Origin of the sequence: Amycolatopsis sp. 195334CR (genome assembly GCF_017309385.1) — a bacterium.
GTDB lineage: Bacteria > Actinomycetota > Actinomycetes > Mycobacteriales > Pseudonocardiaceae > Amycolatopsis.
The window spans coordinates 914,195-935,283 of record NZ_JAFJMJ010000002.1 but is presented as its reverse complement, the minus strand read 5'-3'; the positions used below and the strand labels follow the sequence as shown (position 1 = coordinate 935,283).

Genomic DNA, 21,089 nt, shown 5'->3' with positions numbered 1-21,089 from the left:
TCAGTACCGGCCCGGCGCCGCCACCACCACCGGGTCCACGTTGTGCCCGGCCACTTCGACCACCGGTGCGACACCACCCAACTCAGCCGTCCGGTACGTGCCCGACAACCGCAGCGTCTCCCCCGGCCACAGCGTCACGTAGTTGTCCGACCAGTCCGTCGGCAGGACCTCCGGCCCGCCCGCCCCCTTGCGCACGGTCGCCTTGACGAAGAAGGCGACCTGCCCGCCCGTGGCGGTGTTCGTCAGCGTCACGTCGGTCCGCGTCCGATCACCCTCCACAGTGGACTTCGCTTGCGCGCTGATCGTGCCCTGGGGCAACGCGTTCAGCCCGGTGAGGTCGGCGTACCCCGACTGCGGTGTGTGGTACCAGGTGGAACCGGCGTAGTCGAGCGTGTCCGCCTTGGTGGACAACCAGTACACGTTGCGGTCGAGCACCTTGCCCGCGCTGTCGGTGAGCAGCAGGCGGGTGAAGTAGGTGGTGGACAACCCGGCGGGCTGCGGCAGCGAACCCACCCGCACCGAACCGTTCGCCCTGGCGTCGACCGGGCGGACCTCCTTCGCCTTCCGCGTGCCGTCCGCGTTGAAGACGGTCACCTCCACGCGCAGCCCCGGCACCGCTTCGAGCCCGGTGTTGACCACAGCCAGCGATTTGTCGTCATAGGAATACTGGACGTGCAACGGGCGCAACGCGGTCTTCGCGCCGAAATAGGAACCGGCGGTGTCGAGGTAGTAGTCGTACAAGTGCCAGTACACGGTCGGCCAGGCGTTGTTGAGCATCCAGTAGATGACCCCGGTGGCCGGTTTCGCGGGGTCCGACCAGTCCCGCCCGAACGCCTCGAACTGCGCGCGGTTCGTCTCGTAGTTGGCCAGTTGCGCCTTGCGCACCAGGTCTTCCGGGTTCGCGGGCTTGCCGTAGCGGCGGTCCAGCGCGGTACCCCAGAACGACAGCTTGTTGAAGGTGGTGCTCGGCGACAGGTGGTACTGCGTGGCGGTGTAGTCGGTGAGCTTGCCGATGTCCTCCGGGGTGAGGAACTTCTTCAGCTCCGCCATTTCCGGAATGGTCGGCCCGGGCCCGATTTCCGAGGCGAACCCGAACGCGCCGCCCTTCTGCTCGTGGTACCAGTAGTTCGGCGGCTCCCACCAGTACGGGCCGTCCATCTTCATTCCCGGACTGCCCAGCTGCGGCGAGCTGATCGCCTTCGCCGAGGAGATCACCGGCAGTTTCCACTCCGCCCGGTTCAACGCGTCGAGATAGATCTTCTCCAGCCCGGCGCCGGGCGCGGCGTCACTGCCGATCATGAAGCCCAGCATGCTCGGGTGGTTGCGCACGCGTTTCGCTTCGCTTTCGGCGGACTTTCCGGCGACGAGGTTGTCCTCCGCGTCGAACGAACCGTAGTTCTCCCATTTCGAGCAGCATTCCCAGCCGGTGAGCAGCATGATGCCGAGCTGGTCCGCCAGTTCGTAGAACTCGTCGTTCTCCGGCTTCCCTTCGAGCCGGATGGTGTTCATCCCCATCGACCGCACCAGGTTCAGCTGGTCACCGATGCGCCGCAGATCGGTGCGCAGGAACAGGTCCGAGGCCCAGCCGCCACCACGCACGAGGAACGGCTTGCCGTTGACGGAGAATTCGCGCGCGCCCTGGTTCAACCGCGAAGTCACCTCGCGGATGCCGAACTTGGTCTTCACCGCGTCGGAGAGTTCGCCGCCGACGGTGGCGTCGAAGCTCGCTTCGTACATCGGCTGACCGCCCATCGTGAACGGCCACCAGACCTTCGGCTGCGCGATCTTCAGCGCGGGCGTGTCGGCGGGTGAGAAGGTGATCGTCCGCGTTTCGCCAGGTGCCAGCGAAAGGGCGCGGCTGAGCGGGATCGTGCCGACCTTGCCGGTGATCTCGGTGGTCACCGGTTGCGCGGTGTTGTTGCGGACTTCGGCCCTGACGGTGACGTCCGCGCTGCCGAGGTCCGGCAGCGGCAGGTCGCCGTCGGCACGGAGGTCGCGCAGGGAAACCGCGCCGCTGCGGGTCAGCTGCACGTCGCGGAACAGCCCCTGGTTGCGGTCCGGCGGCAGCTGCGCCCAGTCGATGAAGTGGATCGCCAGGTCCTGCTGCGGGTCGGCGGGCATCGCCTTGATCGCGATCGCGTTGTTCCCCTTGCGCAGCAACGAGGTCACGTCGAACTCGTGGGTCGGGTAGGCACCGATGACCTGATCGGTCCCGGCGACCTTGACGCCGTTGAGCCAGACCTCGCCGCGCGCGATGATGCCGCCGTTGAGCTTGAGGAAGGTGTGCGCGCCGGGTTGCGGATCGGCGGTGAAGGCCTTGCGGTACCACCACGGCACGGTGAACTCCGAGCGCGCCGCCTTCTGCAGGTTGGTGCCGTAGTTGACGTCGCCGTACTTGCCGTTCGCGACCAGTCCGGCCAGCACGGTGGAGCGGGCGGGCGCCGGGTACCAGCCGCTGTCGTCGTATGCGGGCTGCGAGAGCGCGTCACCGCCGGCGGTGACCACCTTGCTGGTCTGCAACCGCCAGTCGGGCACGGTGGTGGTCTGCCCGGGCGCGGCGGGCGCGGACATCGGGGCGCCCGCGGGCGCCGGTACGACGGCCGTCTGGGCGGACAGGAGGGGGACGAACACCGCCAGTGCGGCGAGCAACTTCGGCAAACGGCGCATGGCTGCTCCCGGGAGTCATTGGTCCAAACCACCCTGGAACACTTTCCGATTTCCGTGCAAGCGGCCGCCCGGGCTACCTTCGGCACCGTGACGATGCCCGAGGAACCCGCCGAGCCCGAGTACCGCCAGCGCCGCTTCACCGCCCCGCCGGGCGCGGCCGACCTGCTGCTGATCCGCCACGGCGAATCCGCGCCCGCCCGCGCGAGCCGCCCGTTCCCGCTGGTCGACGGCCAGGGCGACCCCGAACTCGCGCCGGACGGGCTGACGCAGGCCGAACTGATCGCGAAACGGCTCGGCGACGAGCACTTCGACGCGCTGTACGTGACGACGTTGCAGCGGACCGCGCAGACCGCGGCACCGCTGGCCGCGCGGCTGGGGCTGACCCCGCGGGTGTGCCCCGAGCTGCGGGAGGTCTTCCTCGGCGAGTGGGAGGGCGGGGTGTTCCGGCAGAAGGTGGCCGAGCGCGACCCGCTGGCCGAACGGCTGTGGGCCGAGGAGCGCTGGAGCGTGGCGCCCGGCGCGGAGGACGACGAGGCGTTCGCCGCGCGCGTGCGGACGGGGATCGAGCGCATCGCCGCCGAGCACGCCGGTCAGCGCGTCGCGGTGTTCACCCACGGGGGCGTGATCGGGCAGGCGCTCGCGCTGGCGGCGCGGTCGAGGCCGTTCGCCTTCGTCGGCGCGGACAACGGGTCGATCTCGCAGCTCGTGGTGCACGGTCCGCAGTGGATCGTCCGGCGGTACAACGACATCGCGCACCTCACCAGCTGATCCGCCCGAACGCCACGAACTCCACGGTGGCCAGCACGGCGACCGACTGCGCGGCGAGCAGGCCGATCAGCACCAGCAGCTGCGCCACGCCGGCCTGCACCGGGCTCGCGCCGCCGAGCAGCATGCCGACGTACGCGCCGGGCAGGGTGACCAGGCCGACCGTGCGCGTCTGGTCGAGGCCGGGGATGAGGGCATGGCCCGCGGACGGGCGGCAGATCTCCAGCGCGGCGGCGCGCGGCATGAACCCGAGCGCCAGGGCCGCCTCGTACTCGCCGTGGCGGGTCTTGAGCTCGTCGAGCGCGCGGCGGCCGGCCTGGGCGGTGGCGGTCATCGCGCCGCCGATGACGATGCCGGCGATCGGCACCACCACGATCGGCTTCCACGGGACGACGCCGGTCGCCAGCACCAGGGCGAGCACCGGCACCACCCCGGCGGCGATGGCCGCGGCGAACCACGGCCAGCCGCCGGGCGCCGCCACGCGCCGGTAGGCGGTGAACGAGGCCACGGCGAACATGAACAGCACAAAACCCGCCGTCCACCAGCCGGAACGCAGGATCGCGGTGATCACCAGCGAGACGGCGGCCAGCTGGACCACCGCGCGCACCGCCGCGATCAGCACCGACCAGCCGGACCCGAGCCCGCCGCGCCACACCACGGCGGCCGCGACCAGCACGAAGAACCCGAGCACGACGGCGAGCAGGGGTCCCGCCTCGATGGCTGCGTTCACAAGGTGATCCTGCCGGACACCGGCGCCCGGCGCCGCCCGCGGTGAATGTGGCTTTCACAGCGGATTCGGCAGTGAAAGCCACATTCACCGCACATCGGGCGGTGTGGACGCGGGCTGGGTGCGCCGCATGCCGTGCTGGCGGCGCTCACGGCATGCGGCGCTCGGAAAGTGGTTACCGGCTGTGCGAGCAGGTAACCACGTTCTTGGCCACTGTCGTCGACTTCTGCGAGACCACCTGGCCGTCGACCACGATGCGGCAGGTGAGACTGCCCGCCGCCGGGTTCTGCGCCGAGATGCTGAAGTACCCCGAGCTGGGGGTCAGCTGCTCCAGCGTGCGCGACCACGGCAGTTCGGCGCTCATCTCCTGCGCCACGGTCAGCTCGTTGCCCACGTAGGTGATGTTCCGCGCGCCGTTGTCCCCGCTGAGCTCGTAGGTGACGTACTTCGACGGCGTCGGCGGCACCACGGGCGCCACGTGGTCGGCGCGCACGCGCGGCTGCTGCTGGTTCGACCTGGCCGGCCGCTCCCCGGCGGTCACCTGCAGCACGATGCTGGCGGCGCCGACCACGGCCACGCCGAGCACCAGGGACACCCCGCCCAGCAACCGGCGCGCTCGGCGCTCGGCACGCAGCTTCGCCGCTTCGGGGTCCTCGGTCGCTGTCACAGGTGCCGCTCCCCACGTCACCGCGCCCCAGGTCGGGCACGCTGTCTAATACTCGCTTAATCGCGTTGGCCTGTTACCCCCGAAGGTCGGAATATTTGAACATTCACTCTTTCGGGCGTTCTGCGGTCCGCACGATGTTGCGGACCATGCCGCCGAACACCAGCCCGTGGAACGGCGCGACCGACCACCAGTACAGGTGCCCGGCCAGGCCCTTCGGCACGAAGACCGCCCGCTGGCGGTAGGTCGAGCCCGACTCGGAAGGCTCCACCGCCAGCTCCAGCCACGCCTGCCCCGGCACCTTCATCTCCGCGCGCAACCGCAGCAGCTCGCCGCGTTCGATCGCCTCCACCCGCCACCAGTCGAGCGCCTCGCCGAGGTGCAGCCGCTGCTGGTCACGGCGTCCGCGCCGGAGGCCGACCCCGCCCGCCAGCCGGTCCAGCCAGCCGCGCACCGCCCAGGCCAGTGGGAACGAGTACCAGCCGTTGCTGCCGCCGACGCCCTCGACCACCCGCCACAGCGCCTCCGGCGAAGCCGCGCACGGTGACCGCCGGTGATCGGTGTAGACCGAGCCGCCGCTCCACTCCGGATCCGACGGCAGCGGCTCGGCTGGCGCGTCCGGCACCGACGCACCCGCCCAGTGCGTCGGCACCTCGGCGTCCCGGATCCTGGCCAGGGCCAGCTCAACCGCCCGTTCGTAACTGACCAGGCCCTCCGGCGGCGCGGGCACGTACCGCTCGATGTCGTGCTCGCGGCAGACCATCTCGTGCACCAGTGAATCGATCAGGGGCCGGGCGATCCCGCGGGGAACCGGCGTCACCAGGTTCACCCAGTGCGACGAAAGCCGGGGCGTGAGCACCGGAACCGGCACCATCACCCTCCGGATTAATCCGGAAACAACGGCGTAGCGGCGCATCAACTCCTGGTAGGTGCACACGTCCGGGCCGCCGATGTCGAAGGTCCGGTTCACCTCGGCGGGCAGCTCCGCGCAGCCGGTCAGGTAGCGGAGCACGTCCCGGATGGCGATCGGCTGCACGCGGTTGTGCGCCCACTTCGGCACCACCATCACCGGCAGCCGTTCGGTCAGGTACCGCAGCATCTCGAAGCTGGCCGAGCCGGAGCCGAGGATGATCGCCGCCTGCAGCACCGCGGTCGGTACGCCGGAGCGCAGGAAGATCTCGCCGACCTCCGCGCGCGAGGCGAGGTGGTCGGACAGCTCCTCGCCATCGGGTTTCAGTCCGCCGAGGTAGACGATCCGGCCGACGCCGTTGTCGCGGGCGGCTTCCGCGGTGAGCAGCGCCGCCTGGCGGTCGATCCCGGCGAAACCCTTCTGCGAGAGCGAGTGCACGAGGTAGTAGAGGACGTCGACGCCTTCGGTGGCCGCGTGCAGGCTGTCCGCGTCGAGCACGTCCCCGCGCACGATCTCGACCTCACCGGCCCACGGCACATCCCGCAGCTTCGCCGGATCCCGCACCACGCAGCGCACCGAGTGCCCCGCTTCCAGCAGACTGGGGACGAGTCTTCCCCCGATGTAACCGGTAGCCCCGGTGACCAGACAGCGCATTCTCGCCATTCTCGGGCACCGGAAGCGATCCGGCAGGGTTCAGCCGAGCCGGGACAGGTCGGCGTTGCCGCCCGAGACGACCAGCACGGTCACCCCGCCCTCCGGCGCTTCGACCACCCCGGTGCGCAGCGCCGCCAGGCAGACCGCCGACGCCGGTTCGACCAGCAGCTTGCTCGACTCGACCAGCTCGCGCCACGCCGCCCGGATCGCGTCCTCGTCCACTTCGACCACTTCGTCCACATAGGCCTGGACGTGCGGAAGCGTGTGCTCACCGGAGAAGGGTGCGCTGAGCCCGTCCGCCACGGTCGCCGACGGGTTGCCGATCCGCACCACCTCGCCGGCGGCCAGCGCCTGGCCCATCGCGTTCGAGGTGGCCGGTTCCACGCCGACGACGCGGGCCGACGGCGCCAGCTTGCGCACCGCGGCGGCCACCCCGCTGAGCAGCCCGCCCCCGCCGACCGGCACCAGCACCAGATCGGGTGACGGCCCGTCGGCGCACAGCTCCAGCCCGGTGGTGCCCTGCCCGGCGATCACCTCGGGCAGGTCGAACGGGTGCAGGATCGGGAAACCGTGCTGCTCGGCCAGCTCGTCCAGCGTCCCGGCGAGGTCGTCGGTGCGCACGATCTCCCCGCCGAACCGCTCCACGTTCGCCACCTTGGACGGCACCGGGTCGCTCGGCATCGCGACGATCACGCGCACCCCGAGCCGTCTGCCCGCGTAGGAGATCGCGGCGGCGTGGTTGCCCGCCGAGAAGCTGACCACGCCCTCGGGCAGTTCACCCCGTTCCTGCCAGGTGAGCAGGGCGTTCAGCGCACCGCGGACCTTGAAACTGCCCGCGTGCTGGAGGTTCTCGGCCTTGAGCAGCAGCCGCGTGCCGAACTCCTCGGACAGCCGCTGGTTGCCGACCAGCGGGGTGCGCAGCACCAGTCCGTCGATGCGGGCGGCGGCGTCGAAGATGTCGTCGATGGTCACCAGAGCCACGTCCCCGACGGTACCCCGCGAAATTGTCGGGGGTCCGGGGCATGATGGCGGACGTGTACCGCGAACTGCCCGCACCCGCCCCACTGCGCTCGGTGGTGCGCTGCCGGTGGCTGTCGGTGGCCGGGGATGCCAAGCGGATCGTGCCGGACGGCTGCCTCGACCTGATCGCCGGTGGCGGCCGGGTCTTCGTCGCCGGGCCGGACACCGAGGCCTGGTGGTCGCGGCAACCGCCCGGGACCAGGCTGCACGGCCTGCGGTTCCGGCCCGGGCACGCGCCGCGGGTGCTCGGGGTGCCCGCGGACGAACTGCGCGACCAGCGGGTCGACCTGGCCGAACTGTGGGGTGCGCGCGGGCGGCAGCTCACCGAGCGCGTGCTGAACTCCCCCGGCGACCTGCTCGAAGTCGTCGGCGTGCCGGACGACGACGCGGATCCGGCGCTGGACGTGGTGCTGGCCAGGCTGGACCGCGGGGTACCCCGGGTCTCCGCCGCGCTCACCGGGCTGGACCTGGGAGCCCGCCAGTTCCGCCGCCGGTTCGGCGCGGCCGTCGGCTACGGTCCGGCCACCTACCTGAGGGTGGCGCGGCTGCGGCGGGCGATCGAGCTGGCCGGGGAGGTCCCGGATCTGGCCGGTCTCGCGGCCGAAGCCGGATACGCCGACCAGGCGCACCTGAGCCGGGACTGCCGCGAGCTGACCGGTGTCACCCCGTCGGCGTACTTCCGTTCTGTTCAAGACGGGGCCGCGCGGCCGCGCCTACGGTCTTCGGCATGAACACCGAAAACAAGGTCCGGGCCGGGGAGTTCCTGGCCACGCACGCACGCTTGCTGGAGCGGCGGATCGCCGAGGTGCGCGGTGGGGCGCCCGAGGCCGCGCCCGCGGTGATCGCGGCGCTCGCCGCCTACCGCAACCCCGACGGCGGGCTCGGCCAGGCGCTGGAACCCGACGTCCGCGCGCCGGGAAGCCAGCCCCTGGCGGTCGATTTCGGCCTGATGGTGCTGGCCGAGCTGGTCGAGGCGGTGCCGTCGATCCGTGATGAGGCGCGGGAGTTCGCCGCCGGTCTGCTGCCCTACCTCGAATCCGTGGCGGCGCCGGGCGGTGGCCTGCCCATCGTGACGCCGTCGATCGCCGCGCACCCGCGAGCCGAGCACTGGGGCTCCGGGGAGTTCCCGCCGGGGCTCAACCCGACCGCGAACCTCGTCGCCCGGCTGCGGGCGCTCGGCTTGTCCTCGGCCTGGCTCGACGAGGCGGATCGCTTCTGCCGCACCGAAATCGAGCGCGCGCTGGAGGGGGAGCTGGACGCGCACACCGCGATCAACGTGCTGACCTACCTGGAGAGCACGGACGAGAAGGAGCTGATGGCCGCGTTCGAGGCCAAGGTGCCGGAGCTGACGCTGTTCCACCTCTACCCCGGTGCCGGTTACGGGCTCACCCCGCTGGATTTCGTGCCGAGCCCGGAAAGCCCGCGGGCCCGGCTGTTCCCGCGCGAAGCCGTCGAGGCGCATCTGGACCGGCTCGAAAAGGAGCAGCAGGACGACGGCGGCTGGCCGGTCGCCTGGGCGCCGCCGGGGCCCGCGGCCGAACTGGAATGGCGCGGTGTGATCACCCTGCACGCGATCAGTCAGCTCAACGCCTATGGCCGCTGAGTGATCCGGCGGGCCGGTGCGGCCGACGCGCCCGCCGCGGCCGAGGTGTGGTTGCGCTCGTTCGCCACGCTCGGGGTCCGGCAGGCGCATCCGGCCGACGAGGTGCGCGCCTGGTTCGCCGGATTCGTGGTGCCACGGCTGGAAACCTGGGTGTCGGTGGACGACGGCTCGGTCACCGGGCTGCTCGTGCTGGACGGGCCGGAGCTCGCGCAGCTCTACCTCGATCCGGACCGGCGCGGGCAGGGCCTCGGTGACCGGTTCGTGGCGCTGGCGAAACGACAGCGGCCCGATGGCCTGGAACTGCGGACGTTCCAGGTCAACGCACCGGCGCGGCGGTTCTACCGGCGGCACGGGTTCACCGAGGTGGAGTGGACCGACGGCAGCGGCAACGAGGAAGGCGAGCCGGACGTCAAGCTGGTCTGGTCGCCATAGCTCCTGGTTATCACGGCAGGTCTTCGACGGGCCCGCGGTCCGGCGTCAGGATGGGGGGCATGAACCTCCCCTCCCGCTCGCTCGGCGGCCTCGACGTCTCCGCCATCGGCTTCGGCGCGATGGTGCTCTCCCCCGGCATGTACGGCGAGATCGACGACCGGACCGCCGCCCGCGCGCTGAACCACGCCGTCGACGCCGGGGCCACGCTGATCGACTCCAGCGACGGCTACGGCGTGGACGGGCACAACGAGAAGCTCATCGGTGAGGCCGTCCGCAGTCGCCGCGACGAGGTCGTGCTGGCCACGAAGTTCGGCTTCCGCGTGCCCGAAGGCGCCGAAGCACACGCCTTCCCGGTGAACTACGCGTTCGGGGAGCTCGCGGTGAACGCCGAACCGCGGTACGTCCGCGGGTACGCCGAGCAGAGCCTGCGCAACCTCGGCACCGACCGGATCGACCTGTACTACCCGCACTTCCCCGACCCGGCGGTGCCGATCGAGGACACCGTCGGCGCGGTGGCCGAACTGATCGGCGCCGGGCTGGTCCGGCACCTCGGTTTGTCCAATGTGGATTCCGCGCAACTGCGGCTGGCGCACGCCGTGCACCCGGTCAGCGCGGTGCAGGCGCAGTGGTCGATGTGGCAGCCGATCGAGCCCGAACTGCTCGCCACCGCGCGGGAGCTCGGCGTCGGCGTGGTGGCCTGGAGCCCGCTCGGCAGCGGTTTCCTCACCGGTCAGGTCAATTCGGTGTCCACATCGGACTTCCGCAGCAACATCCCGCGCTTCGACGCCGCGAAACTGGCCGCCAACAACGACAAGTACGCCCCGGTGCGCGCGGTCGCCGCGGAGATCGGCGTCAGCCCGGGACAGCTCGCGCTGGCCTGGCTGCTGCACCAGGATCCGGCCGTGGTGCCGATCCCCGGTTCGCGGACGCCCGCGCACATCACCGAGAACCTCGAAGCCGCGCGGCTGGTGCTCACCGGCACCACGCTGGCGCGAATCGACGAAGCACTTCGCGAGTTCGCGCCAGCCGGTGAGGGCAGCCTGCGCTGACGGTCAGGAACAGTGGTACTGCGTGGGAATCGCCGACTCGCGCCCGACGATGGTGCGCTCGTCGTCGCTGAAGCCGTTCACCAGGAACTCGCCGGCGATGGGCTGCTCCACGACCGCGCCGCCGCGCCAGAGCACCACGCCCCTCGGTGAACCGCCGTAACCGGCGATCGTGCCGTTGCCGCCGATGGCCGCCGCGTCGGTGATGCCGCCGCCGAAGGCGCGGACCACCTTCCCCTGCGCATCCCACTCGATCGCGCTGCCTCCGCTCGCCCCGACGACGCGGCCGTCCCGGAGGTCGTGCGGTCTGCTGTAGGTGGCGGTGCCGTGCGGGACGAGCACTCGCCACTGGCCGTCGACGTCCAGCACGGAACCGCCGCCCTCGCTGGAGGACGTCAGGATGAGCACGCGGCCCTGTTCGTCGAGGTCCGCGAGGCTGGTGGGCTCATGGGGGAACTCGCGGTAGGTGCCCGGCGCGTTCGCCGGCCACACCACCAGCCAACTCTGGTCCGCGTTACTGGCCCACCCGGCGATGTCGCCGGCGTTGTTGACCTGCCAGGCCGAGTAGCTGCGCCACGCGGGATTGGCGGGCAGCGGGGTGGTACGGCCGTCGTGGGTGGCGGTGATGCCGATGAACCGGTTGTCGACGATGGTGTCGCCGACGATCAGCCCGGCGGCGTTGACGTCGCGGAAGTGCGGGAGCAGCTCGTCGGCGCGGTAGACCACCTTCCCGCGGTCCCAGAGGGTGGCTTTGGCCTCCCAGACGCCCTCGCCCTCCCAGGCCTCGAACCCGCTGACGCCCACCGCGTACCGGCTGCCGTCGTAACCGAAGATCTCGCCGACCTCGTCCCCGGCGGGGATCTCCCACGCGGTCTTCTGCCAGGTGCAGGCTGCCGTCTCGGCCGTGGCCTGGCCCGCGGGCAACGTCACCAGCGCGGCACCGAACACGGCGGCCGCGAACACCCGTCTCAACTTGTGATTCGACATGCGCCCATTGGCGGGCAACCGGCTATAACCGGCCTATACCTGTGGCCCGTATCCGCCCAGTGGATTTGCAGCCGTGAATACCTGCCCGAGCCGGGTAATTTCGCGGGGGCGTCGCGCCAGTACCGAACAGGTCGGGCTGGTGGCAGGAAGGCGGACGGTGATCGACGAGGAGAGCTTTACCCGGCGCTACGCCGAATTGCATCCCCGGGTGGTGCGGTACGCGTTGCATCGCGCTTCCGCGGACGCGGCCCACGACGCGGTGGACGAGGCATTCCTGATCGCCTGGCGCAAACGCGCCGAAATCCCGGAGAGCCGGGTGCTCCCCTGGTTGCTGGTGACCACGCGGAACGTACTCGCCGATCGGCGGCGGCGCGGGCGTTACCAGGACGCGCTCACCGCCGAGCTGGCGCGGCTGTCGGCCCTCGCGGATTCGGGGGACGTCGGGGCGGCCGTGGTCGAGCGGATGACCGTGCTCGCCGCGCTGGCCGAGCTCGCCGCCAAGGATCGGGAGGTGCTGGTCCTGGCGCAGTGGGACGGCTTGACCACGCGAGAGGCGGCCCAGGTCAGTGGCTGCTCGGCGGCCACGTTCGCGGTCCGGCTGCACCGCGCGCGCCGCCGGTTCACCGATGTGCTGGCCCGCCTGGACGCGGCACCGCACGCCGACGCGCAAGCTCCGATCGACGGGAAGGTCGTGTGATGAGGACCCGGGTCACCGAAGCGATGGAACGACTTTCGGCCCAGGGGCTGCCCGGGCCGGCCCGCAAGGACGTCCCACGACGACGCGTGCTTCTCACCGCCGGGGCCGCCGTGCTCGCGGCCGCCGCCGGCACCTTCACCTTCCGTGGTACCGAATCGGCCCCGCCGCTGCTGCAGTTCTCACCCACGGCAGTGGCTTCCGACCCGGCGACGCTGCTGCACGAACTCGCCGCACGAGCGCGCCAGCACGGCGGTCCGCCCGGATCCGGCGGCGTGCTCTACTCCGAACGCAGCCAATGGCTCTTCGTCACGAAGCTCGACGTCCACGGCCGGGACCTCGGCAGCGAACTGGTCGAGCGCACCATCCAGACCTGGCTGGCGGCCGACGGCACTGGGCGCGAACACCAAAATCCCGAAGACGGCCACGGGCCACCGGCGATGGAGCGCCCACTGTCCGCACAGGGCCTGCTGCCGGGAACCGATCAGGAAGCGGCACTTCGACAGGAGGGACAGGGCAAATCCGCGGAGTGGTGGCTCGAAGCGACCTTGCGCTGGGGTGCGCAGCTGCACGTGCCCGCGACCGCCGCGGCCTACCTGGACGTGCTCGCCGAACAACCCGGGCTCACCGTCGAAGGGCACACCACCGATCGGCGCGGCCGGGCCGCGGTTGCCGTGTCGGCGCACTCCTACCAGCCTGACCGCGGGTTTCCCGATCAGCGCCGCTACCTGTTGATCGCCCCGGACACCGGGCAGCTCCTGGCCACGGAACTCGTCGCGACGACCGCCGAGGGAAATGACGTGCCCACCACCGTCGGGTACCTCCTGTGGAACACGACCGGCTTCGTCGCCGATCTCCACAGCCGGCCGTGAAGTCATTCGGCCGCGCGTTGCTCCGCGGCGAGGAAGTGCGCGATTTCGCTGGTGGCCGGGTAAAGCGCGCGGTAGCGCTGGTAGAAGCGCTCGTAGACCTCCCCGCGTCCGGCGTCGGGGCGGACCACCGAGCGCACCGGGTTCCACGCGCCGATGTCGGGTGACCAGCCGAGCGCGACCGCGGCCAGGTAGGCGTCACCGAGAGCGGCGCCCACGGTCTCCGCCGGGATCTCCTGCTCGATCCCGGTGACATCGCTGACGATCTGCGTCCACAGTCCACCTTGGACACCACCGCCGACGGCGACCAGCCGCCGCGCGCGGCCACCCGCGTCGGCCATCACCTCGAGGTTGTGCCGCACGCCGTAGGCGATGCCTTCCAGCGCCGCCCGGTACAGCTCGCCGATGCCGTGTCCGGTGGTCAGCCCGGCGAACACCCCGCGCGCGTCCGGATCGAACAGCGGCGTGCGTTCCCCGGCGAAGTACGGCAGCATCAGCAACCCACGGCTGCCCGCGGGCACCTCGGCGGCGGCCGACACCAGCTCCCCGAAGTCGCGACCGGCCAGCTTCCGGAGCCAGTCGGTGATCGCGCCGGAGGTGGCCATGCCCGCCGCGAGCGAATAGCTGCCGTCGCTGACCCCGCGCGTGGTCCACAGCCCCGGATGCGGGTTCGGGTCGGCGAGCAACTGGATCAGGAACATGGTCGTGCCGTACATGACCATGGTGTCGCCGGGCTCGGTCACGCCGACGCTGGCCGCCTCCGCCCAGGCGTCCACCGTGCCCGCGGTGACCGGAAGTCCTTCCGGCAACCCGGTTTCCGCCGCCGCGGCGGCGGTGACGGTGCCCGCGATCTCGGTCGGCCAGCACAACCGCGGCAACCGGATCCCCGGCGCCACCGCCTCCGCCCAGTCACCGGCCCAGTCCGCCGCGCGCAGGTCGTACATCGGGTCGGACTGGCTGGCCGAATGGTGGTCCAGCACGTACTCCCCGGTCAGCCGGTGCACCAGGTAGGAACTCGCCATCAGGAACAGCCGGGAGGCGCCGAACACCTCCGGCTCGTGCCGGGCCAGCCAGCGCCACTTCGGCCCGACCGCCTGTGAGGACAGCACCGTGCCACCACGTTCCACAATGGACTCGGCGCCGAGTTCGGCGGTCAGCTCGTCGATCTCGCGGCTCGCCCTGGTGTCCACGCCGTAGAGCACCGCGGGCCGCAACGGCCTGCCCTCGGCGTCGGCGGGCAGCAGCACCGGGCCGATCCCGCTGACCCCGAGCCCGGCCAGCGGCCGATCGCCCGCCGCCGCGGCCAGTTCCCCGGCGATCGCGGTGAAATCCCGCCACCACACCGATTCCGCGTCGTGCTCCACCCAACCGGGATGCGGCTGGGAGGTTTCGTGCGGCCTCGACGTGCGGGCCACGATCGTTCCCCGCGCGTCGACGAGCACCCCCTTGGAACTCGCCGTGCCGATGTCGATGCCGAGCAGAAGCCCGTCAGCGCCATTAACCACGCGTCCATTCCTCCCACCGCACGCCCATCAACTCCGCCGCCGCCCGCAGTTCCGCCCGGAGGTCACCGGGCACCGCGTGGATGTGGTTCGCCCCGAACCGGCTCAGGAACGTCTCCGCCGCCACGTCCAGCCGCGCGAAGGCGTGCGGCCATTCCGGCGTCGACTGCCGCACGAGTTCCTCCGTGGTCCGCTCGTCATAGTTCTCGAACGTACCCAGCATCACCTGCAGCCGGTACTGGCCATCCTGCCGGGTGAGCCTGCCCAGCGTCATCTCCCCCGGCGCGGCCACGTGCTGCACCGACGCGCCGCCCGCCGGGAAGAAGAACACCTCGGGGTAGAAGTTGACGTGGCGCAGGTTCTCCGCCGGGTCCGCGCTGCGGGCGGCGTACCAGGTGGCGTGCTGGCCGGAGTTGCAGAGGTCCCAGATGTCGCGGTCGGCGTGGTAGTGCCGGACGTCGGCGAAGAGCACCGGGTCGCCGGAGAGCCGGTGCATCAGCTGCATGGTCAGCGCGCCGTCCATGTCGGCCTCGGTCGCGGTGACGTGCACGGGTTTCGGGCCGTTCCAGTCGTACGGGTCGTTGAGGAAGGCCTCGGTGACGTCCATCGTGGCGAAGCGCTCGGTCAGCTCCGGCTGCCCCTTGATGCCGGAGAAGTCCAGCTTCCGCTCCTCGATGATGTCGCGGACGGCCAGGTACGAGCGGATTTGGCGCTCCAGCAGTTCCGGGGTCAGTTTCTTGCCGTCGTAGTGCACCCCGGCCGCGTGCGCCTCGATCCACTCCCTGGCCCGGCGCGCCTCGCCCGCGTCGGCGGTCTCCGCGCGGGAAACCAGTTCGTACTGGTCGATCTCCTCGACGTCGATGCCGAACTGGCGCATCCACTGGTCGGTGTTGGCCACCGCGGTGTTCATGCCCATCGGGCGCCCGCCGAACCGGCCGAAGGTGGACCCGCGCAGGTCGGCGACCGCGGCCGCGGCGGTGGCCAGCACCCCGATCCGGGTGATCACCCCGGTGTCGTCGGGCGCACCCCAGAGCCGCACGTGCTCGCGGCCGATCTGGTCCAGCGCGCCCCCGGCGGCGAGCATGCCGACCAGGCCGGGTTCGGTCGGGTCGGTGCTGGCCAGCAGCACCAGCGGGCCGGGGGTGGCGTCCGCGGCGAGCATGGAGAAGTGCGGGAAGCTCCAGACGGGGTAGTGGAACACCGTGACATCCACCCCGGCCGCGGCGATTTCCCTGGGTACGGAGACGGCCAGCGCGTTGTCGGACAACGGTGCCGCACCGGTCACCACCTGGTGGCCCGCTCTGGTCAGCGCGCTGACCAGAGCGTCCAGTGTGGACTGGATGAACGCGGCGTTGCGCTCGTGCACGTGGCCGCGTCCGTCGGAAACACTGAGCACACCGATCCGGGCCACCGGGTCCTCCAGGCGTCGGGTTGGGCGGGGGGGGCGCTCTGGGTAATCGTTTACTCAAGACGCTATTGTGCGGGTTGAGTAGTGTCAATAGCCGCCGCGGCACGAGGAAAGGGGGCCCGCCATGGCGACCATCAGCGACGTGGCGGCCAGAGCAGGCGTGTCCACCGCGACCGTCTCCAGAGCGCTGAACGGGAAGTCCACTGTGGACCCGGCGCTGGCGGAGAAGGTGCGCGAGGCCGCCGCCTACCTCGGCTACCAGCCGAACGGGCTGGCCAGGAACCTCCGGCGGCAGGAGACCGCGGTGCTCGCGCTGGTCATCTCCGACGTGGAGAACCCGTTCTTCACCGCGATCGCGCGCGGGGTGGAGGACGTGGCCCAGACCGCGGGGTACTCGGTGGTGCTGTGCAATTCGGACGAGAACGCCGAGAAGGAGCGCCGGTACCTCGACGTGGCGTTGCAGGAGCGGGTGGCCGGGGTGGTGCTCTCGCCCACCGGCGGCGACACCGATGTCACCGGGTTGCTCGCCCGCGGCACGCCGGTGGTGGCGGTGGACCGGCCGCTGCACGCGGTCGATGGTGACCAGGTGCTGGTGAACACCCGGTGCGCGGCCGACGAGGCGACGCGGCACCTGCTGGCGGCGGGGTACCGGCGGATCGGCTGCCTGACCGGGCCGGAGGGCGTGCGCACCGCGGACGATCGGCTGGCCGGGTACGAGAGCGCGATCGCGGCGTCGGCGGCCCAGGAGACCACCTGCGTCCGGCGGTGCGAGCTGCGCACCGCGCACGCCAAGGCGGCGGCACTGGACCTGCTCGACGACGCCGATCCGCCGGACGCGCTGCTGATCGCCAACAGCACGATGGCCATCGGCGTGCTGGAGGCGCTGCGCGAACGCGGAATCCGGCCGGGCAGCGAGTTCGGCCTGGTCAGCTTCGACGACGCGCCGTGGGCGGCGTTGCTCGATCCGCCGCTGACCGTGGTGGCGCAGCCCGCTTACGAGATCGGGAGCATCGCCGCTCGGCTGCTGCTCGACCGGATCGCCGACAGCACCCGGCCGCCGGAGGCCCGGGAACTGGCCGCCGAACTGATCGAACGGGACAGCAGCCACCGCTGACCCGGCGGCTGGTCACCAGCCCGCCCGCGGCGGCGGCGGCGATTGGCCACCGAAGCGGTGGCGAGGCGGGTAGCCAGCCACCGTCGCGGCCGCCGGGCCGTGGTCAGCCACCCGCCGCCGGACCGGGGTGGCACCAGCCACCCGTCGCCGGACCGGGGTGGCACTAGCCACCCGCCGCCAAGCCAGACCGGCGATCACCCGCCGACGCGACGGCCGGGCTGGTGGCCAGCCACCGCGAAAACCGAGCGCTGCGGCTGCCGAGCCGAGGGCCAGCCACCATCGCACCAGGCGGAGCCGGGGCAGCCATCGTCGCGGCAGGCGGAGCCGAGGGGGCAGCCACCGTCGCGACAGGCGGAGCCGAGGGGGCAGCCACCGTCGCGACAGGCGGAGCCGAGGGGGCAGCACCGTCGCGGCTGTCTGGCCGCTACCACCGCGGCGGGCGAGCCCCGAGTCAGCTCCCCGCGTTCAGCCGCGCGTAGACCTCCGCCGCGTTTTCCGGGGTGACTCGTTCGATCGGCAGGCCCTGCACCTTCGGCACCTGCTGGCAGTCGACCAGGATCTTGCGGGCGGCTTCGACGGCCTCCTTGCCGCCCGTCGGGTAGACGAAGGTGGCGGCCAGCCTGCCCGCCTCCACCGCCTTGATGCCGCCCGCCTCGATCGGCAGGCCGTCGATCCCGACGATCTTGATCCCGCTCAGCCCGGCGTCCTGCGCGGCCAGGTACGCGCCCTCCCCCATCGGGTCGTTGTGCGCGTAGACCACCTGGATCCCCGGCGTCCCCTTGAGCAGCGCGTCGGCCTGCTGCCGCCCCCGGTCCCGCAGCCAGTCACCGTCGGCGCTCGCCACGATCTCGATGTTCCGGCCCCCGATCCCCAGCTTGAACCCGTCGCTGCGCTCCTTGGCCGGGCTCGACCCGGACAGCCCCTTGATCTCGGCCACCCGGCCCCCACCGGGCAGCAGCGTCTGCGCCACGAACTCCCCCGCCTTGCGGCCGATGTCGAAGTTGTCCGCGCCGATGAACGAGGTGAACGAATCGCCGTTGACCTTGCGGTCCAGCACCAGCACCGGCACGCCCTGCTCGTAGGCCTTCTTCACCACCGAAGTCAGCGGGGTGGCCTCGTTCGGGCTGATGATCAGCAGGTCGATCTTCTGGGTGAGGAAGTTCTCCACCTGCTCGACCTGCTTGGAGTTGTCCTGCTGCGCGTCGGCGAAGTTCACCGTGAACTGGGGCACGCCGGCCGCGGCCTGCCGGATGTCGGCGTCCATCCGCTCGCGGTACGGCTCGGCGACATTGGCCTGGCTCACCCCGATCGTGTACTTCCCGCCCGCCCCGCCGCACGGCTTGGGCTCGGCCGGACCACCACCGGCGTTCTCGCTGGTGGTGCCACAGGCGGCAGCCACCGTAGCCACCAGCGCCACGCCCACCAGCAGTGAAAGCGCGCCACGCGCTCGTTTCGGCATGAGTTCCTCCCTCTACCCCACCGCGGCCGGCCGCAGGCGCTGCAGCCCCGCGGCCGCCACGATCACCAGTCCGATGATCAACAGCTGGACGTTCGAATCCACGTTGTTCAGGGTCAGGATGTTGCGCAGCACCCCGACCAGCAGCGCCCCGGCGACGGTACCGACCACCGTGCCCCGCCCGCCGGACAGGCCCGCCCCGCCGATCACCACCGCGGCGATGGCGTCCAGCTCGGCCATCGACCCGTCGTTGGGACCGCCGTAGTTCAACTGCCCCGCGTGCACGATCCCGGCCAGCGCGGCGAGCAGCCCGCACAGGCCGAAGACCAGGATCTTCACCCGGTTCACCGGCACCCCCGACAGGCGCGCCGCCTTCTCGTTGCCACCGATGGCGTAGACGTGCCGGGAGAACGCGGTGACCCGCAGCAGCAGCGCGGCCAGCCCGGCGACCACGGCGAAGATGAGCGCGGGGATCGGCACCAGCCCGTTGAACGTCCGCTCGCCGAGCAGGGAGAAGGCCATCGGCGCGCGGCCAGGCGCGTCCCCGTAGGCGATCTCCACCCCCTGCCCGCCCGACCAGATCCGCGCCAGCGCGCGGGCGATCTGCATGCCGGCCAGCGTGACGATGAACGCCTGGATGCCCAGTTTCGCGGTGACCACGCCCTGCAGCAGGCCGAAGACCAGCCCGGCGGCGAGCACCACCAGCACCGCGGGCAGCACGCCGAAGTCCTGGCGCACCAGCAGCACCGCCGCGCCCACGCTGGCCAGGCCGAGCACCGAGCCCACCGAGAGGTCGATGCCGCCGACCAGGATCACGAAGGTCATGCCGACCGCGAGGATGCCGATCTCCGACATCGCGCGCACCACGTTGAACAGGTTGCCGCTGTCGAGGAAGAGCAGTTCGCCGTCGCGGACCGGCGAGAACACCACCGCCGCGACGAACACCAGCACCAGCCCGAACAGGCTCTGGAAGCGGAACAGCCAGGCGATCATCCGGCCTCCTCCCGCGAGTCCGGTGCCAGCGCCTCCGCCTCGCCCATCGACGCGGCGAGCAGTTCGGCCTCGCCGGCTTCGGCGGTGTGCAGTTCGCGCACGCTCCGCCCTTCGCGCAGCACCACCACCCGGTCGCACACCCCCATCAGCTCCGCGAGTTCCGAGGACGCCAGCAGCACGCCGACGCCCTGCCCGGCGATTTCGGACAGCAGCTGGTAGATCTCCGCCTTGGCACCGACGTCGACGCCGCGGGTCGGGTCGTCGAGCAGCAGCAACGCCGGTTCGGTGAGCAGGTTCCGGCCGAGCACCACCTTCTGCTGGTTGCCGCCGGACAGCGAGCCCGCCGGAGCGGCCAGCCCGGACAGCTTGATGCCGAGCCGGTCCGCGGTGCCCAGCGCGGCCCGGCGTTCGCGGGCGGGCGGCACCACGCCGAAGCGCCCGATCCGGTCGACCACGGACAGCACCGTGTTCGCCAGCACCGAGTGGTCGAGCGCCAGCCCGGACGTGCGGCGGTCCTCCGGCACGAAGGCGATCCCCCGGCGGAGTGCGTCCCGCGGCCCTTTCGGGTGAACCTCCGTGCCGTGCAACCGCACGCTGCCCGTCCGACGGCCGGGGGTGCCCACGCCGTAGAGCGTCTCCAGCAGTTCGGTGCGTCCGGAACCGAGCAACCCGGCCAGGCCGACGATCTCCCCTTCGGCGACGCGCAGCGAGATCCCGGCGGGTTCACGCCGGCCGGGTATCGGGCGGCGCGGGCGCAACACCAGGTCGTCCACCGCCAGCAGCTCGCGGCCGCCCGCCGCGCCGGTCTCGGTGTGGAACAGCAGGTCCACCCGGCGGCCCACCATCGCCTCGGACGCCTGTTCGGCGGTCATCTCGCGGGCGTCGAACTCGGCCACCACCTGGCCGTTGCGCAGCACCGTGGCGCGGTCGGCGACCTGGCCGATCTCCGCCATGCGGTGCGAGATGTAGACGATGCCGACACCGTTCGCCCGCAGTCCGGCGATCACCCGGAACAGCCGCTCGGCCTCGGCGGGCGGCAGCGCGGAGGTCGGCTCGTCCATGATCAGCACGCGCGCGTCGAGCGAGAGCGCCTTGGCGATGGTGACCAGCTGCTGCTCACCGGTGCGCAGGTGCTCCACCGGCCGCTTCGGGTCGAGGTCGACGCCGGTGCGGGCGAGCAGGTCGCGCGCGGTGGCCAGCATGCGCCGCCGGTCCAGCGCGCCGATCCGGGTGCGGGGTTCCCGGCCGAGGAAGATGTTCTCCGCCACCGAAAGCGCCGGGACCAGGTCGAGTTCCTGCGGGATCATCGAGATGCCCGCGCGCTGCGCGTCGGCCGGGCCGGCGAAGCGCACCGGCTCGCCGTCGATCCGGATCTCGCCGTGGTGGCCGCCGACCTCGCCGGCGAGCACCTTCATCAGGGTGGACTTCCCGGCGCCGTTCTCGCCGAGCAGCGCGTGCACCTCGCCGGCGTGCACGGTGAAGTCGGCGTCCCGGATCGCGCGCACCCCGCCGTAGGACTTGCTGATGGCCGTCATGGCGACCAGCGGTGCTCGATCGGTCATGCCCGTCCCCTGCCGG

At 71.6% G+C, this 21,089-nt stretch carries 19 protein-coding genes; 8 read left to right on the top strand and 11 right to left on the bottom strand.

The genetic code is table 11. The features are described 5' to 3' along the window. Positions 1-2,667 carry a sugar-binding domain-containing protein gene (locus JYK18_RS27390; RefSeq protein WP_206806344.1) on the bottom strand — a complete coding sequence of 889 codons (2,667 nt, stop codon included), beginning with the start codon at positions 2,665-2,667 and terminating at the stop codon, positions 1-3. An 87-nt stretch (positions 2,668-2,754) separates the two neighbouring features. On the opposite strand from JYK18_RS27390, the gene JYK18_RS27385 reads away from it, so the two are divergent. Further along, positions 2,755-3,435 (top strand): histidine phosphatase family protein, encoded by a 681-nt coding sequence (locus JYK18_RS27385; protein WP_206806343.1) that lies wholly within the window; start codon positions 2,755-2,757, stop codon positions 3,433-3,435. Here JYK18_RS27385 and JYK18_RS27380 read toward each other — a convergent pair. From JYK18_RS27380 to JYK18_RS27365, 4 genes are all read right to left on the bottom strand, one after another. Continuing rightward, positions 3,425-4,162 carry an ABC transporter permease gene (locus JYK18_RS27380; protein ID WP_206806342.1) on the bottom strand — a complete coding sequence of 246 codons (738 nt, stop codon included), beginning with the start codon at positions 4,160-4,162 and terminating at the stop codon, positions 3,425-3,427. The two genes, JYK18_RS27385 and JYK18_RS27380, sit on opposite strands and share 11 nt — an antisense overlap. Before the next feature lie 172 nt (positions 4,163-4,334). Then, positions 4,335-4,826, bottom strand: coding sequence for an MmpS family transport accessory protein (locus JYK18_RS27375; protein WP_206806341.1), 492 nt, complete (start codon positions 4,824-4,826; stop codon positions 4,335-4,337). A gap of 103 nt (positions 4,827-4,929) precedes the next feature. Further along, on the bottom strand, positions 4,930-6,387 hold the full coding sequence (locus JYK18_RS27370) for an SDR family oxidoreductase (protein ID WP_206806340.1): 1,458 nt from the start codon (positions 6,385-6,387) through the stop codon (positions 4,930-4,932). A 39-nt stretch (positions 6,388-6,426) separates the two neighbouring features. Further along, entirely contained in the window at positions 6,427-7,368 is a 942-nt protein-coding gene (locus JYK18_RS27365; protein WP_206806339.1) for a threonine/serine dehydratase, read from the bottom strand. 41 nt (positions 7,369-7,409) lie between these two features. Here JYK18_RS27365 and JYK18_RS27360 point away from each other — a divergent pair, with 41 nt between their 5' ends. Genes JYK18_RS27360 through JYK18_RS27345 form a run of 4 tightly spaced genes read left to right on the top strand, consistent with a single transcriptional unit; the run spans position 7,410 to position 10,491 of the window. Then, complete coding sequence (locus JYK18_RS27360) at positions 7,410-8,138, top strand: helix-turn-helix domain-containing protein (protein WP_242582127.1); 729 nt, start codon at positions 7,410-7,412, stop codon at positions 8,136-8,138. Further along, positions 8,135-9,010 carry a hypothetical protein gene (locus tag JYK18_RS27355; RefSeq protein WP_206806338.1) on the top strand — a complete coding sequence of 292 codons (876 nt, stop codon included), beginning with the start codon at positions 8,135-8,137 and terminating at the stop codon, positions 9,008-9,010. The genes JYK18_RS27360 and JYK18_RS27355 overlap by 4 nt, the downstream gene beginning before the upstream one ends. Further along, positions 9,011-9,442 carry a GNAT family N-acetyltransferase gene (locus JYK18_RS27350; protein WP_206806337.1) on the top strand — a complete coding sequence of 144 codons (432 nt, stop codon included), beginning with the start codon at positions 9,011-9,013 and terminating at the stop codon, positions 9,440-9,442. It abuts the gene before it with no gap. 59 nt (positions 9,443-9,501) lie between these two features. Continuing rightward, entirely contained in the window at positions 9,502-10,491 is a 990-nt protein-coding gene (locus JYK18_RS27345; RefSeq protein ID WP_206806336.1) for an aldo/keto reductase, read from the top strand. 3 nt (positions 10,492-10,494) lie between these two features. Here JYK18_RS27345 and JYK18_RS27340 read toward each other — a convergent pair whose 3' ends face one another. Further along, the gene (locus JYK18_RS27340; protein WP_206806335.1) at positions 10,495-11,460 is read right to left on the bottom strand and encodes a hypothetical protein; all 966 of its coding nucleotides are present in this window, start codon (positions 11,458-11,460) and stop codon (positions 10,495-10,497) included. A 154-nt stretch (positions 11,461-11,614) separates the two neighbouring features. Here JYK18_RS27340 and JYK18_RS27335 point away from each other — a divergent pair, with 154 nt between their 5' ends. Both JYK18_RS27335 and JYK18_RS27330 read left to right on the top strand, forming a co-directional pair. Continuing rightward, a complete protein-coding gene (locus JYK18_RS27335) occupies positions 11,615-12,172 on the top strand; it encodes an RNA polymerase sigma factor (RefSeq protein WP_206806334.1) in 558 nt (185 codons plus the stop codon). Then, the gene (locus JYK18_RS27330) at positions 12,172-13,041 is read left to right on the top strand and encodes a hypothetical protein (protein ID WP_206806333.1); all 870 of its coding nucleotides are present in this window, start codon (positions 12,172-12,174) and stop codon (positions 13,039-13,041) included. The genes JYK18_RS27335 and JYK18_RS27330 overlap by 1 nt, the downstream gene beginning before the upstream one ends. Before the next feature lie 2 nt (positions 13,042-13,043). On the opposite strand, the gene JYK18_RS27325 is transcribed toward JYK18_RS27330, so the two are convergent. Together JYK18_RS27325 and JYK18_RS27320 are read right to left on the bottom strand one after the other, a co-directional pair. After that, a complete protein-coding gene (locus JYK18_RS27325; protein WP_206806332.1) occupies positions 13,044-14,543 on the bottom strand; it encodes an FGGY-family carbohydrate kinase in 1,500 nt (499 codons plus the stop codon). Continuing rightward, the gene (locus tag JYK18_RS27320; protein WP_206806331.1) at positions 14,536-15,951 is read right to left on the bottom strand and encodes an L-fucose/L-arabinose isomerase family protein; all 1,416 of its coding nucleotides are present in this window, start codon (positions 15,949-15,951) and stop codon (positions 14,536-14,538) included. The genes JYK18_RS27325 and JYK18_RS27320 overlap by 8 nt, the downstream gene beginning before the upstream one ends. Positions 15,952-16,072: 121 nt before the next feature. Here JYK18_RS27320 and JYK18_RS27315 point away from each other — a divergent pair, with 121 nt between their 5' ends. Continuing rightward, on the top strand, positions 16,073-17,062 hold the full coding sequence (locus JYK18_RS27315) for a LacI family DNA-binding transcriptional regulator (protein WP_206806330.1): 990 nt from the start codon (positions 16,073-16,075) through the stop codon (positions 17,060-17,062). A gap of 451 nt (positions 17,063-17,513) precedes the next feature. Here the strand turns inward: JYK18_RS27315 and JYK18_RS27310 are convergent, their stop codons facing one another. From JYK18_RS27310 to JYK18_RS27300, 3 genes are read right to left on the bottom strand one after another with little or no spacing between them, the layout of a single operon-like run. Continuing rightward, entirely contained in the window at positions 17,514-18,521 is a 1,008-nt protein-coding gene (locus JYK18_RS27310) for a substrate-binding domain-containing protein (RefSeq protein ID WP_206806329.1), read from the bottom strand. Positions 18,522-18,533: 12 nt separating this feature from the next. Next, positions 18,534-19,511, bottom strand: coding sequence for an ABC transporter permease (locus JYK18_RS27305; RefSeq protein WP_206806328.1), 978 nt, complete (start codon positions 19,509-19,511; stop codon positions 18,534-18,536). Then, positions 19,508-21,073, bottom strand: a complete 1,566-nt coding sequence (locus JYK18_RS27300) for a sugar ABC transporter ATP-binding protein (RefSeq protein WP_206806327.1) — start codon at positions 21,071-21,073, stop codon at positions 19,508-19,510. The genes JYK18_RS27305 and JYK18_RS27300 overlap by 4 nt, the downstream gene beginning before the upstream one ends. Positions 21,074-21,089 lie beyond the last annotated feature (16 nt).